Origin of the sequence: Lysinibacillus sp. SGAir0095, from assembly GCF_005491425.1 — a bacterium.
Taxonomy (GTDB): Bacteria; Bacillota; Bacilli; order Bacillales_A; family Planococcaceae; genus Ureibacillus.
Window position 1 is genome coordinate 3,691,190 of record NZ_CP028083.1, and the last position, 15,015, is coordinate 3,706,204.

General features: G+C 36.0%; 12 protein-coding genes. 3 read left to right on the forward strand and 9 right to left on the reverse strand.

Going from position 1 to position 15,015, the window contains the following annotated elements; translation table 11 throughout:
• Positions 1–39: 39 nt before the first annotated feature.
• A complete protein-coding gene (locus tag C1N55_RS18115; protein WP_137730097.1) occupies positions 40–879 on the reverse strand; it encodes a non-homologous end joining protein Ku in 840 nt (279 codons plus the stop codon).
• A gap of 101 nt (positions 880–980) precedes the next feature.
• Between C1N55_RS18115 and C1N55_RS18120 the strand changes: the two genes are divergently transcribed.
• Positions 981–2,831, forward strand: coding sequence for a DNA ligase D (locus C1N55_RS18120; RefSeq protein ID WP_137730098.1), 1,851 nt, complete (start codon positions 981–983; stop codon positions 2,829–2,831).
• Positions 2,832–2,931: 100 nt separating this feature from the next.
• Here C1N55_RS18120 and C1N55_RS18125 read toward each other — a convergent pair whose 3' ends face one another.
• The 8 genes from C1N55_RS18125 to C1N55_RS18160 form a co-directional block, all read right to left on the reverse strand.
• The gene (locus C1N55_RS18125; RefSeq protein ID WP_370452547.1) at positions 2,932–3,729 is read right to left on the reverse strand and encodes a cytochrome c oxidase assembly protein; all 798 of its coding nucleotides are present in this window, start codon (positions 3,727–3,729) and stop codon (positions 2,932–2,934) included.
• On the reverse strand, positions 3,722–4,204 hold the full coding sequence (locus C1N55_RS18130) for a DUF2243 domain-containing protein (protein WP_137730100.1): 483 nt from the start codon (positions 4,202–4,204) through the stop codon (positions 3,722–3,724). The genes C1N55_RS18125 and C1N55_RS18130 overlap by 8 nt, the downstream gene beginning before the upstream one ends.
• Before the next feature lie 350 nt (positions 4,205–4,554).
• Positions 4,555–5,511, reverse strand: coding sequence for a cation diffusion facilitator family transporter (locus tag C1N55_RS18135; protein WP_137730101.1), 957 nt, complete (start codon positions 5,509–5,511; stop codon positions 4,555–4,557).
• 74 nt (positions 5,512–5,585) lie between these two features.
• Positions 5,586–5,903 carry an ArsR/SmtB family transcription factor gene (locus tag C1N55_RS18140; RefSeq protein WP_305036258.1) on the reverse strand — a complete coding sequence of 106 codons (318 nt, stop codon included), beginning with the start codon at positions 5,901–5,903 and terminating at the stop codon, positions 5,586–5,588.
• 171 nt (positions 5,904–6,074) lie between these two features.
• A complete protein-coding gene (locus C1N55_RS18145) occupies positions 6,075–8,306 on the reverse strand; it encodes a YcdB/YcdC domain-containing protein (RefSeq protein ID WP_168193898.1) in 2,232 nt (743 codons plus the stop codon).
• Positions 8,307–8,493: 187 nt separating this feature from the next.
• Positions 8,494–9,783: a glycoside hydrolase family 18 protein gene (locus tag C1N55_RS18150; protein WP_137730103.1), complete on the reverse strand. Its 1,290-nt coding sequence runs from the start codon at positions 9,781–9,783 to the stop codon at positions 8,494–8,496.
• Between the two features lie 127 nt (positions 9,784–9,910).
• Positions 9,911–11,122: an EAL-associated domain-containing protein gene (locus C1N55_RS18155; protein WP_137730104.1), complete on the reverse strand. Its 1,212-nt coding sequence runs from the start codon at positions 11,120–11,122 to the stop codon at positions 9,911–9,913.
• Positions 11,123–11,396: 274 nt separating this feature from the next.
• Positions 11,397–12,935, reverse strand: a complete 1,539-nt coding sequence (locus C1N55_RS18160; protein ID WP_137730105.1) for a DHA2 family efflux MFS transporter permease subunit — start codon at positions 12,933–12,935, stop codon at positions 11,397–11,399.
• 174 nt (positions 12,936–13,109) lie between these two features.
• Here C1N55_RS18160 and C1N55_RS18165 point away from each other — a divergent pair, with 174 nt between their 5' ends.
• Together C1N55_RS18165 and C1N55_RS18170 are read left to right on the forward strand one after the other, a co-directional pair.
• Entirely contained in the window at positions 13,110–14,015 is a 906-nt protein-coding gene (locus C1N55_RS18165; protein ID WP_137730106.1) for a TetR/AcrR family transcriptional regulator, read from the forward strand.
• Between the two features lie 341 nt (positions 14,016–14,356).
• Entirely contained in the window at positions 14,357–14,995 is a 639-nt protein-coding gene (locus C1N55_RS18170) for a glycosyltransferase (protein ID WP_137730107.1), read from the forward strand.
• Positions 14,996–15,015 lie beyond the last annotated feature (20 nt).

Genomic DNA, 15,015 nt, shown 5'->3' on the forward strand with positions numbered 1-15,015 from the left:
ATGGCTCACTTAAGTGCGTTTTTATTTACCGCTTAGAACTTAAGCTTCTTTTTTCTCTGCTGTTGTCTTTCTCTTTCTTGTAGTAGTTTTCTTTTTAGTAGTTGATGTTTTATCAAGAGACGCTTGTAGGGCTGCCATCAAATCAGTCATATCAGATGGAACAACCGTCTCTTTTTCACTTACTGTAACTGTTAGCTCCCCATTTTTCTTCTGCTCAATTAGTTCAAGCAGTGCTGTTCGATAATCGTCCTGATACTTATCGGGCTCAAATTTTGCCGATAATTGGTCAATAAGCATCAATGCCGTATCAAGCTCTTTTTCAGTAATTTTTTCATCACTCGGAATGTTAGGAACCTCTTCTGTACTACGCACCTCATCAGGAAAATGAATGGTTTCCATTACTAAAGTTTCTCCATAGACACGTACAATAGCTAGCTGCTCCTTTGAACGAATTGTAATTTTGGCGACACCAATTTTCCCTGAATCGCTTAACGCCTTCCGTAAAAGTGCGTATGCCTTCCCTCCTCCAGTATCTGGAGCAAGAAAATAACTGCGCTCAAAATAGATTGGATCAATTTCTTCCAGCTTTACAAACTCGATGATTTCTACTGCTTTGTCTTCATTTTCCTTGCGCAGTTTTTCGAGCTCTTCATCATCTAACACAACAAATTTATTTTTCGAGTATTCATAGGCTTTTACTATATCTTCACTTTTTACTTCCTGCGCACATACCGGGCATACCTTTTGATAATTAATTGGGCTATTACACTCTTTATGGAGCTGACGCAGCTTGATATCTTTATTTTCAGTAGCTGTATGTAGCTTCACTGGTATATTGACCAGTCCAAAGCTAATACTGCCTTTCCAAACTGTATGCAAATTTATTCACCTACTTTTTTCTTATTATGCTGATTCTAGCTGTTAACTATGTATAACCATCTAATTATGTTAAAAACTAAATGAAAAAAGAGGTTTTCCAAATGAAACCGATGCTCTTAACATCAGCAGAAACTGCACCAACTGGTGATGATTGGATATACGAAGTAAAATATGATGGTTTTCGATGTATTTTAAAATGGGATTCAGATGGCATAACTTTAATTAGTCGAAATGATAAAGAATTGACCGATTACTTCCCTGAAATCATTCATTACTGCGAAAACATAGTAGATAGAATTTCTCCCCATTTCCCCCTCATTTTAGATGGTGAGATTGTTTATTTACAGAATGACTACAAAAGTGATTTTTCAACTGTGCAATCCAGAGGAAGAATGCGTACTAAAAAAACGATTGTTGAATCCAGCGAAAAGTACCCTTGTAACTTTATAGCCTTTGATTTACTTCAAATAAATGGTGAAGATATTACACAAGCAGCACTTGAGAAGCGAAAACAAAAACTTCTCACATTATTTAAAAACGTTCAGTTACCCCTTTCTCCCTTCTACAAGAATAGAGGAAATCTCCAATTAGTGGCGGTGTTTCATGATAGTAATCGACTATGGGATAAAATAAAAGAATGGAACGGCGAAGGGCTAATCGCCAAAAAAAGTAGCAGTCTGTGGGAGAGTGGCAAAAGGTCAAGTCTGTGGTTAAAGGTGAAAAATTGGCGCATCGTGACAATTATTCTGACTGTTTTCGATCAAACAAATGGTTATTTTAATGGTGCAGTTTTTTCTGGAGAAGAATTGGTAGAAATCACTACGTTCCGTCACGGGCTTACGGATGAAGAGATGCAAACCCTTGCAAAGTTTTTTCAAACGAACGGTACGAAAACCTCCCCTACAACCTGGACACTTCCTCCATCCATTTGTGTTGATGTAGCTTGTATTGATTTCGATGGAAAAAAGCTTCGCGAACCGCGCTTTGAAGCATTCCGGTTTGACGTTCCCTCATCTAGCGCTACCTGGAAAAGGATGTTAAGAGGGCTAACGCCAATACCTGAGAAAGTAGAAATTACTCACCCTGATAAGCCTGTTTGGCCAGCAGTCGGCTTGGAGAAGGATGATTATATTTACTATCTTCAGGAAGTGGCACCTTTCTTTTTATCATTTTTGAAAAATCGTCTACTTACATCCATCAGGTTTCCTCATGGTGTGCCGGGTGAAAGTTTTTATCAGAAAAATGCACCTGATTATACGCCTAGCTTTATCAACACAAGTATGGAGGAAGATATTGAATATATCGTATGCAATGATATGAGGACCTTATTGTGGTTAGGAAATCAACTGGTAATCGAATTTCATATCCCCTTTAAAACAATCGATACAACATGTCCTACAGAAATTGTATTTGACTTGGATCCACCTTCAGTGGATGAATTTTCATTAGCTATTGAAGCTGCGCTATATATGAAAGCGATATTTGATAAATTCAATCTACAATCCTTTATCAAAACCTCCGGGGGTAAAGGTTTGCAAATTTATATCCCACTTCCAAGAGATCGGTTTACGTTTGATGAAACAAGAATTTTTACAGAGTTTGTGTGCCGCTTTTTAGTAGAACAAAATCCAAAATGGTTTACCATAGAACGCATGAAAAAAAATCGAGGAAACCGTTTATATTTAGATTACATTCAGCATGCTGAAGGAAAAACGATTGTTAGTCCCTATTCCCCAAGAGGAAATGAGACTGGCTTAATAGCAACCCCTTTGGAATGGCATGAAGTAACAAGTACTCTGACTCCCAAAAAATTCACTATCCCAGCTGTTTTGGATCGCATTAAAAAGAAGGGCGATTTATTCAATGATTTCTATAAAGTCGGAGAAAACCAACCCTTTGAAGCTGTACTTACTACGTTAAAGGAACTCATGAAAAAAAATAAGGAGAGCTAAGGATTTTAACAGATGAAGGACTTTGGTGGCGTATGTTCATTTTTGTCCTTCATCATTTTTATGAAGGACACTTTTATGGAACTCCTCATCCTTTTTACTTTCATCCTTCAGACGTTTTAACAGCAGTAAACGCCCTTCCTTTTGTTGCTCGATTCTTCCCTCTAAAATACTGGGAACATAGAATAATTACAATCATCAAATCAATTGCGTCTCCACCGTAATACATCAGCATTCCACCTAGCTGTGCATCTGCAGTTTCAACTCCAACAGGTGGATTTGCATAGATCCATTTTGACAATATACTATGGGCTGCCATCGCAATAATTAGAACAATTGCCCTTAACTGAAAGCTTGTCCGATGAGACGTCACTTCTATATAAATCATAGAAAGAGTAAAAACATAACCTGCCAAAAATACATGGACATGAACTAGGATATGAAGCAAACTGGATGAATGCATTGCAGTATATAAATCCGTTGAATATAGAATCCACAGTCCGCCTGCATTGAGTATACTCGCAATAATCGGATGGGTAATCCATTGAACATACCCACTTTTTAACACTTTGCTCAAAAATCTACCCCACACAACTGGAACACTTCTTAATAGGAGTGTCATGGGTGCTGAGAGAACGATTAATAGCGGACCAAACATGCCTAATAAAAGATGGGTAATCATGTGGGCTGCAAAACTCACATGGGCTTTCTCAGCAATTGGCCCGATGATACTTAAAGAAACTGAAATAGTGCCCATTATCCAAAAGACAATACGGGCTATGGGCCATTTTTTATGTGTTTTATTTGTCATGAAAACAAAGACAATATAGCTGATTATAAATAACAGCAACCAAACATAAACCAATGAATTCAGGATACTAACACCTTCATGATTATGCATGATGCTTCTCCGCATTCTTCTTTAACTCAGGAGATTTTTTCTGCATCAATAGAATCAATCCGACAACAATCATACAGCAAGCAATCACGTTCCATACAATATCGTAGTAAATGACCTCTACATCGTAACGAATCTGGTGTAGGCGCATTAGTTTATGCTGAATGATCCCGTCATAAAGTTGAAATAGTCCCGCACCTAAAATTGCCGCCCCAACCCATCGTTTTATATTCCATACTTTTCTTTTACGTATATCCGCTAACATAAAGAGTCCAACTACTGTAGCAAACCAACTGAATGCATGAAAAAGCCCATCCGAAATCAGACCAATACTTGTTGTAGATTTATCATAAAAATGATGCCAATGTAACAGTTGATGGAAGACTGCTTCGTCTATAAAAGCAACTAACCCCAATCCAAATAAAACACCTGACCAAAAATTGAAAGGCTCATCTTGACTATTTTTTCTCTTTTCCATTCCATTCACCCTTAAGTTTAGTTATACCTATCTTTCCCATTCTACCCATGTATGAAGAAAGCTAAAAGTTACGAACTTATATTAAAAAGTAGAGGCTGAGACATAAGTAGCAATCTCAAGAAAGTTAGCGCAAATCTATACTAAGAATTTGATACTTTCATCATTGATTGAAGTGTAGGGTCGACTCCTGCGGGAATAGCACGAAGCCCGAGACTACAGGATCTGGCCGCGCCCGTGAAAAAGCGTACCCGGAACGGAAAATCAATTTCCACCACACCGAAAAAACACCATTTTTCTACTTGAGAAAAATGGTGTTTTTGGGTTTTGTCCCAGCCTCTTCAAAAAAACGATTAATGGTGATGGTGGTGATGATTACTATCATGGTCATTTTTGCATAGAATGGAATTTTCATGAGCATGCTCAGAATCCTCCATTTGGACAGTTATATGACCGATTCCAAGATGGAGTAAATCATGCTCGATTGATTTCAACAGCTTTTGACATTGTTGTATTGTCATGTCTTCAGTAACCACTGCGTGACAAGAAAGTGCATTTTGACCACTCGTAATGCTCCATACATGTAAATCATGAATATTAAGTATGCCTGGTTTATTTTCAAACACATTAATAATTTCATCGATCTGAATATTGCTCGGTGCACCTTCCATTAATACATGTATAGAATCCTTTGTAACCCGAATTCCACTTACAATAACAATTAGAGCAACGATTACACTAGCAAGTGGATCTGCAAAGCTCCAGCCAAAGAACATAATAAGAAGTGCTGCAATAATTGCTCCAACTGATCCCAGCATATCCCCGATAACATGTAAAAAAGCTGCTCGTAAGTTTAAGTTTTCTTTAGTATCTGCACCGCGCATTAAAATCCATGCCACAAGTATATTAACCAGTAACCCAACAATGGCAATGACTAGCATACCTGAGGACGTAATTTCTGGCGGATTTGTAAAGCGTTCAATCGCTTCATAGAAAATAAAAATAGCTACTAGAATTAAAGTTACACCATTAAATACTGCAGCTAAAATTTCAAAACGTTTGTACCCGAAGGTTTTACTGTAGCTTGCAGTCTTTTCACCAAATTTAAAAGCAAGAACCCCTACCCCTAAAGAAATTGCATCACTTAACATATGTCCTGCATCTGACAATAGGGCCAGACTATTGGTTAAGAACCCACCTATTACTTCTACAATCATAAAGGAAGCTATAATAAAAAATGCAATTGTTAATGTTTTTTTGTTTGCTCCATGGGTATGATTATGATGTGCGTGATCATGTCCGTGTCCCATTTAAGTACCCCCTTTCGTTATATATTAGTATATGTGCATATAGTAATATTGGTTATCTTTGAAAATTAAACCGTTTAACTGTGCTTAGCATGCTCAATTGTTTGTTTAAGCATATGGATAACGTGCTCATCATCATAAGAATAAAACAGGGATGTACCCTCTCGTCTATATTTTACCAATCGCAAATTTTTCAAAAATCTAAGCTGATGTGAAACCGTTGATTGTCTTAAATCAAGAGATTCTGCTATATCATTGACCGAATGTTCTTTATGGAATAATAAATTTAATATACGTATTCGAGTTGGATCGCTTAATGCCTTAAAAGTTTGAGAAACAAGAAATAATGTCTCCTCATCTAAGTCGTAAGGATGTTCATTTATTTGCTCTTCCAATTTAGCTCCTCCTTATATATATGATTATATATTCATATATGAATATTGTAAGCAAAATAGTCCTCTTTGTCTAGAAATATATGTAAGATAATTTGACGAACAGCAACTTCGATTCTATGTCTCCAGTAAAAAAAGAGCCGGCAATTCTAAAATGCCAGCTCTTTTATTTAATCAATAGTATCTATAACTATTACCACTTTCATAAATATTATGTGCTAATTGAATTGTGGATACAGCCAGTTCAGCATAAGTAACTGATTTTTTCGGATAAAATAATCCTTTTTCTGATGGAAGAATTTCAAGTGCATCCGCTAATGCAACATACCCAGGGTAGGCTACATCTTTTGCATCTTTGATTCCCTTAAGCTGATAAATACCACTATGTTTTGCAGCTTGATCTAAACCTAGTGCTTTTATATACCATAGTGCCAGTTCTTCACGAGTAATATGATCAGAAGACTTAAACTCCTTTTTCTCAGCATCCAAAATACCCAGCGAAACAGCACGTTCAACTACCTGATAATATTGATTATCCGGGGAAATATCTTCGAAAGTTTGATGAGCCTCTTCGTCTTGTGGATACTCTCCCCCATAGAATGAAGAAATTGATCTAATAAGAACCTTTAAGGCCTCTCCTCTTGTCACAGACTTCTCTGCATTGAACTTGCTATCTTCAACCTCTAAAATATTGTTTTGAATTAGGTAATTTAACTCTTCTCCTGCTGTGTCATGAGTTACAATCGGGTACTCTTTTACACCAAATGGGCTTGTCCACTCGCCACTTTTCGCGTCTAGAGAAGTGGAGGATTTATCGTTAAAGATAGGGCTATATACTAGCGAATAGTGCTTTGTTTCGTCTTGGTGGTTTTCTTTTACATACTGTAACTTCAGACTAAGTGCTTCATCGAAGATCTTTTCCACTTTTTCTTTCGATAAAATGTCTTCAGTTGTTGGCCATTCTTCAACTTCCAGCTCATTCACATATAGATTATTCAATGACCCATCAGAATCAATACCAATACTTATATCATTTCCTGCTACAACAATATTATTAATGATTCTAGGGAATGAGAAATTATAGACACCATATTCTTCGTCGATATATGGTTCAGCAATAGGTTTGATGTATTCATGCAAAGAAGAAGGTACCCATTCTTTTAGGTAGCTAATCGCTTGAGACAATGCTTCACTACTAGTTAACTTCTTGTCATTATTTGGTTTTTCACCAATCTCACTTAAAACATCATTTTTAACGCTAAAATAATGGATGATCTCACCTGTTTGTTTATCTAATTCTATGCTTGTCCCATATCCACCATTTCGATATTCATAGGAGTAACTAATACTGATTATTTCTTTACCATCTCGAGTTATTCTTTCTTCAATACTATCCAATCTTAACTTAATCTTATCCGAATCAATCGTTAACAATTTTTTAGCGATTTCTTTTGCATCTTCAACTGTTATTGCCTCTTGTCTTGGCTTTAAAGGTTGCTGCACTAGTTTTTCCACCTTTGGGTTTTGTGGAAGATTCTCTGCAAAGCCATTATTCGTTAACCATTGGCCAGTTAAAGCATTAATACCTGAATACTGAGTTACCGGTGCATATACCAGCTGTACATTATTTTTATCTGTTCTGTAGTCATAGTTTACTTGGTATTGTAATTGAAGATTCAAATTTTCTTTGAATTTACTTAAGACGTCTTTTTCACTTACTAGCTTCTCTGCTTTCTCAAAGGTATTTTTGCCATTGCTCGGTGAGTATTGATAATACTGTACAATATCTCCATTTCCTAGAACGACCACATCTATTCTTTGATCAGCAATTTCAATTTTATTTTCGGTATTGATAAATGAGAAATAATAATGAATCGGCTCTGTTAATACTTGATTTGAATAGTAGTAATAATATTCACTATTATTCTTATCCAGCTGATACTGCTTGCCGTTAGAAAACTTCTTAACAAAGTTCTGTGCTAGATCTTGCGCTTCTTCCTTCGTTATTTTTGCTGGAAAAAGTGCTTCTTTTTTGTCAGTTGGTTCAAAATGGAAACTCTCTAATTCTAGGTTGTCTCCTATAAAAGTGGCATTTCCGAATAATTCCTTACCTTGAATTAACTTTGAAAAGCTTAAATCATATCTAACGGTTTCATCTTCCGGATAATAGTGACCAGAGCTAAGATGAAAATCACTTGTTGATAAAGAATCAAATTTTTTCGGAAATAGCTCTTTAAACTTTTTAATTACTTGGTTTTTCGATACATTATTATCCGTAGAAGCAACTTGAATTTGTAAATTTTTAGCGGATGGTTGTTCCAGAGTTTCAGCATTTCCTACAGACATCATTCCAAAAGACATTGCTAACGTTAAAACGGGAATTCCAACTTTATTTAACTTTACCAAAATATTCCTCCTCATCTGTTATACCAAATATTGTAATACAAAAGATATAGATTAAAAATAGGAATTTCTATTTATCTTATTTTTTCTCCATTGTAATAATATTTTTTTTCGCATAAAAAAAGGGCAGTTTTACTTTTACTGCCCTTTTACATATTCAATAATTATTTATGATTACAGTAAATCCATCTTAACGCTTCACAACGTTGAAATTCTCACCAATTAATAACCAATTCTGAGGAAATGAGAATCCAAGCTTCCAGTAGCTAATCCCTCGTAAGTTTAATCGTTTCATAAGATTAAACTTCGCCTGGATAGATCGTGCATCTTCAAACCATACTTTATGAGCTTTTCCCTCATTATCCACATAGTTAAAGTGTGGGGCTTGTGCAGTATAATCATATTCGATTACAGCGTTATTTGTTCTTGCCAACTCAATCGCTCTTTGGGGACTTACAGCTCTGGCATACTGGCCACCCTGAACAAAAGGGAGTGTCCAATTATAGCCATATAAATTCTGGCCCATCATAATCTTATTTGCTGGCATTTCTGTTAAAGCATACTGGAGAACCTCTTCTACCTGCGGAATAGGTGAAACCGGCATTGGCGGTCCACCCGAGTAGCCCCACTCATAAGTCATGAGTACCGAGAAGTCCACTATTTCTCCGTGCGCTCGATAATCATGGGCCTCGTACCATTGTCCAGCCTGCTCGGCACTTGTTTTTGGCGCTAATGCAGTCGAAACTAAGAACCCTTCCCCGTGTAAGTAATCTACAGCTTTTCTTAAAAAATTATTATAGGCTTGGCGTTGATCACCTGGAAGAAATTCAAAATCAAAGTGAATATCTGATACACTACCTATTCTTCGAGCTTCCTCAACGATGTTCTCTAGCAATACTTCTTGTACAGCTGTGCTTTGCAAAATAGCTCTACCCAGCTCACCACTGAACTGACCATTCTCTAAATTGGAAACTACCATCATTAATGAAGCTCCAGCTTCTCTCGCTGTTTCCGGTATCCCTTCAATTGGAAGAGGGTCAAGGCTTCCATCTCTTCTCGCCTCATAACTAAACGGTGCTAAATACGTTAAAAATGGCCCCACTTCTCTTGCTTCATTTAATAATTCCTGACTAACTGTATCACCGATCGGTTCAATATAAATATTGACTTCTGCACTTCTTTTTTGCATTGGTGGGATATACAACCGTGTCCCTACTCTTAAAGGTGTGTTTACATTAATGCCATTGATTTGGGCTAGATTGCTCGCACTTGTACCAAAGCGTTGAGCTATTGAGTAGAGCGTATCCCCTTGTTGCACCCAATAAAAACTACCGGTAATTGGAATAACAATTGCTTGCCCTACGACCAAGTTTCCGGGTTCGTCTAATTGATTAGCTTGTATGATCCTTTCTGCTGTAGTGTTATATGCTTGTGCGATTCCAAAAAGCGACTGGCCAGGCTGGATCACATGAATTTGAATTTCGTTTCCTCCCTTTTATCGTTCATGGTAATTACACCTAGTATTTTATGTTTCTATTACTTCTTACATAACAGGACTTCACAAAAAAATCCCTATTTATAGTCAGAGCTACAAATAGGGATCGTGATTAGTTCACAATATTATGTTCGTATAAATAATCGTAGGTGATGTCGACGAATAAATACTCGCGGTCGTTTAGCGCCATTGAGAAAGTTCGGGTAAGCTCTCCAGTTTCGATATCACTGTAAATGCCCGATAGATTACCTTTTTCCGTGTTACGGATTTTGATAATGTTGAATAAGAAATATGGACGCCAGCTCCAATTTTTTCCTACTGCACATTCTTCAACATCCCATTTTCCGTTATGGCGAACAATATTGGGGGAAATTTGAAACCCCTCATCATTACAAATATAAAAACGGAATGCATAATCCTCTAATTGGTTAGCTAATTGTAGGAGTTTTTCAACATTTTCGCCATCTGGTTTAGTAACCTCTACAATTGATGTAATCTTTTTCCCAAGATTCTTCATTTCCTCAAATTTACCCTCAAGCAATCTTTTTTCAGCTGAGATAAATTGCTTACATTCGTTTCGGAAACGATCCTTTAGTGTATCTTTCGGAATGAATTGATTGGACGGTTTTTGTAAATAAACCCCTTTAAAAAATCTTGCGCCACTTTTCCATGCGTGATGTAACTGATAATCTGTATGAATGTTATCAAACATCAAGGCGGCACCTATTTTCACAGCTAATGACTGAATCGTTGTAAACACATGGTTTTGTGCTCCCCAAGCATTATAATTTAACTGGCTTACATTAATTTTTAATGTAGCTGGTTCAAACATTAAAATCTGATCCAGGTTACTCTCAGAACCTATATTATCTAACGCAACTTTTACTCCATATGTCTTAATATAGCGAATTGGATGCTGCAGCTGTTCACTTTCCCCTTTGAACTTGTGCTCAGGTATTACAAGATAGATATAAGATAATAGTTCTTCACCTAATGCCTCTTTTAGCAATTGGAAATATCCATCTCCAAAATCCTCCATCAATAAATTTGGATTGCATGGAATATAAAGTCTGACATGGTTTTGAGCAATCTCATCTTTTGCCAATTCGATTGTTTTTTTAACGAGTGCCTGCTCTACTTCAGTACGAATTTCTACTGGTATTGCTTCATCGTATGTAAAATCAATTACATTAATCGTTTCCCCATCATTTGTATATTGACCGATTACTTCGTATGCAACAATGACATGCTCATCTGCACTATAAATCGGTTCAAATAAAATAACCATCTCATCTAGTTTTTCTAGAAAATCAAGCACATCCATCCACAAAACCCCCATGTCTTACTTCTTTTCTTATCCCCATTATACACCAATTCCTATGTTAGGAAATATTACACAATATGACGATTTGGAAAAAAGATTATACTATAATTATATTCTTTAAAGGCTTATTTCAAAACCTTTGTCAAAATTATACAAAAAAATCCCTATTTATTAGTTAGTCACCTAATCAAGGGCGTAAAAAAAGCCATTCCATCTCTGGAATGACTCTTTTTCTATATAAAGTACACAGTGATAGGTGTAATATATAACGAATTTATTTATTTAATGTTGCAGTTGCCGGCTTTTCTGAAACACTTTTTTCTGAAACGCTAGGTGCAACTTTATTATCTGGACTTGTTGCACGTTTTAAGAATAATGAAAGAACTAATGCAACGACTGTAATGCCTGTTGCGATTAAGAACGAATACTGGATACCATCAAGTAATGCTTGTTGAGTAATTTGTGCTTTCATAGTTGCAATTTGCTCTTCCGTCATTGGACCAGTTGCATTCGCTTGTGCTTGCGCAGCTAAATCTTCACCAGTTGCTGTTGTTCTCTTATTCATAATCGCAATCAACAAAGCAGTACCAATTGATCCGGCAACTTGTTGAATTGTGTTATTAGAAGCTGTACCATGCGGGTTTAAACGTGCTGGTAAAGAGTTTAAACCATTTGTCATAATTGGCATCATAACCATAGAGATACCAACCATACGAAGTGTATAAATCATAATAATGTATAGATATGTTGAATCTAAATCCAGTTCATGTAAGTAATATGTTGAAATTGCCGTAATCGTTAAACCAGTGATTGCTAAAATTTTCGGTCCAACTTTATCAAATAAACGACCTGTAATTGGTGACATAATTGCCATTACAATGGCACCTGGCAACATCATTAACCCTGATTCGAATGGTTCAATTCCACGTACATTTTGAACATAAGCAGGTGTTAAGATCATTCCGCCCATCATTGCCATCGAAAGAACTGCACTTATGATAGCTGATAGTGCATATAATGGTGATTTAAAAATCTCCATGCTTAAAACTGGCGTTTCTAATTTAAGTTGACGCAGAACGAATAGTGTAACACCAATAACCCCGACGATAATTGTTGTTAATACGATTGGATCGGTCCAACCATCGTTTCCGGCATTACTAAATCCATAGAGTATTCCACCAAAACCAATAGTTGAAAGAACTAGTGAGAAGTAATCCAATGTAACTTTTCTATTTGGAAGTACATTTTCTAACTTCCAGATACTAAATAATAAGCTTAATACAGCAATTGGTAGAATCATTTCAAAAAGAACTCGCCAATCGTAATGTTCAACGATCCAACCAGATAATGTTGGACCAATTGCTGGCGCTGCAATCATTACTAATCCGAACATCCCCATTGCTGCTCCACGCTTTTCAACAGGGAAACTAATTAACATCACGTTCATTAAAATTGGGGCCATCACAGATGAACCTACTGCCTGAATCATACGACCAGCTAATAATACGCCAAAACTTGGGGCAATGGCTGCAACTAAAGTACCCACAACAAAAATGGACATTGCAAAAATAAATAATGGTCTCGTTTTAAAACGAGTAATTAAAAATGCTGAAGCAGGTATTAGAACCCCACTAACTAGCATATAACCTGTCGCCAACCACTGTACAGTTGAATAAGTAACACCTAAATCCACCATGATGGTTGGAAGTGCAACATTTAATAAGGTATTATTCAAAAACGCAACAAAAGCTCCCACAAAAAGGACTGCGATCATTAAATATGGAGGCTTTTCCAGAGTTTGATAATTGTTCATATTTATATTTTCACTCTCTCTCTTTATCATTTCATCCCTCGAAATACATTCTATACCGGGAGTCTATTTTTTTCAACAAAAAAATAATTATTGTTCAAAACATTGAAATGAAAGTGTTTTCAAATTATACTAACGGTATAAAATAAGTAAAACAACGAATGATTAGGTGAGGATATGAACAAAAGAAAACGACAAATCATACACGCGGCACGACAACTTTTTTTAGAAAAAGGTTTTAATGATACCTCTATTATTGACATTATCTCTTCTGCCAATGTATCTAAAGGAACTTTTTATAACCATTTCACTTCTAAAGTTCAATGTTTAATAGCAATTTTAGAGGAAGCTAGAGAAGAGATAATAACTGCAAGAATTGAGGTTGCTTTAAATACGAAGCCGGACGACAAAAATGTGTTGCTTAAGCAAATTGCTTTAGTAGCATATGTACATAGACGGCAAAACTTAATTCAAATTTTTGAAGCTATATTTAAAAATAATGAGCCTGAATTAAAGCAAGTAATTGAAACACAATTGATTCGTGAAATCGAATGGCTTGCTTCTCGATTTGTTGACGTATATGGGGAACAAATCCGTGTATATTCATATGAATGCGCTGCACAGGCATTGGCTATGATTCAACACTCTTTCCGTATTATTGCAATGGTCACAAAACAATTAGCAACCCCTGAAGATGTAGTGAACAATGTACTAAACCATATCGAAGGAATGCTCGCTCATTTACAGAAAACAAAGAGTGTATTAATCACATCCGATATATTCCATGCACTTCATGAAAAAGCGGAAGAAACCAGAGTAACAAGCAATATGCTGGTACAACAATTAGAAGGCTTTACAGAAAAGTTAACCTCTGACGACTCAGAGAACGGTGTAGAATATGCAAACTATCTCCTTAACGAGATGCGAGCACACTCTATGAATTTTTATGTAATGGAAGCCATTTTGCCAGTTTTCAACAATACATTTAAGGATACTCCGCATGAAGCAGAGGCAAACGAAATATCCGTATCTCTATGGCGCTATCTTCAAATAAAAAAACAAGAAAAAAAATCTACTATGTAAAATTATTCGAGTAACTGGGCTCCTTTGTTATCCTCGCTTAACCGTGAGCATATTGATAACTTCTACAATAGGGCAATATATGTATTAAAATAAATCATTAGAAAGCAAAATGAATCATTTTGCTTTCTAGATTTATTATTATTCATTTATTCTTCTACGATCTTCAAACAGTCGTCATTATCCTCCAATTAATAATTTAGAAAAAATACCAGCAAATTTTCCTAAATTATTTTAACTTCATTTCTTATAAACCACTATAAGCAGTATTTTAAGGAATAAAAATTTCTCTATTTCAAATAATAAAAAGCGTATTTTTTTTTAACTTTGAAAGGAGAAAGTTTATGAAAAAGTTAATGTTGTTGGGGTTTATTTTTTTATTTGCTCTAAACATGGTTGCTGGAACAAGCAGTGCCTATGCTAAACCGCAAGAGCAATTCATTAGCCAATCTGAAGTAAAGTTTAAGAATGAATTCAGGAAGCTTTGGATGGATCATGTAATGTGGACAAGTAATTATATTACGAGTGCAACAACAGCGGGAGCGGAGGATCAAAAACAAGTTTTGACTAGGCTTCTTAAAAATCAGGAAGACATTGGTGATGCTATTAAGCCCCTTTACGGAGAGAAAGCTGGAAACGAATTAACGAATTTGCTTAAGGAGCATATTGTTATTGCTGGAAAGATTGTAGATGAGGCTAAAAGCGAAAATGAAGACTCTGTCAATGAGCTAAATAAGGAGTGGGATAGAAATGCTGATGAAATAGCAGTTTTTCTGAGCGAAGCCAACCCTAATTTGAAGAAAGAGGATTTAAAAAGTATGCTGGATATGCATCTAAAATTAGTGACAAATGATTTAACTGCAAGTTTAGCAAAAGATTGGGCTGCAAGGATTGACTCAATAGATGAAGGAATCACGCATATTATCCTAATGGCAGATACAATCTCTTCCGGAGTTGTAAAACAGTTCCCAGATAAGTTTTAAAATCGTTGCAAATATTTTCA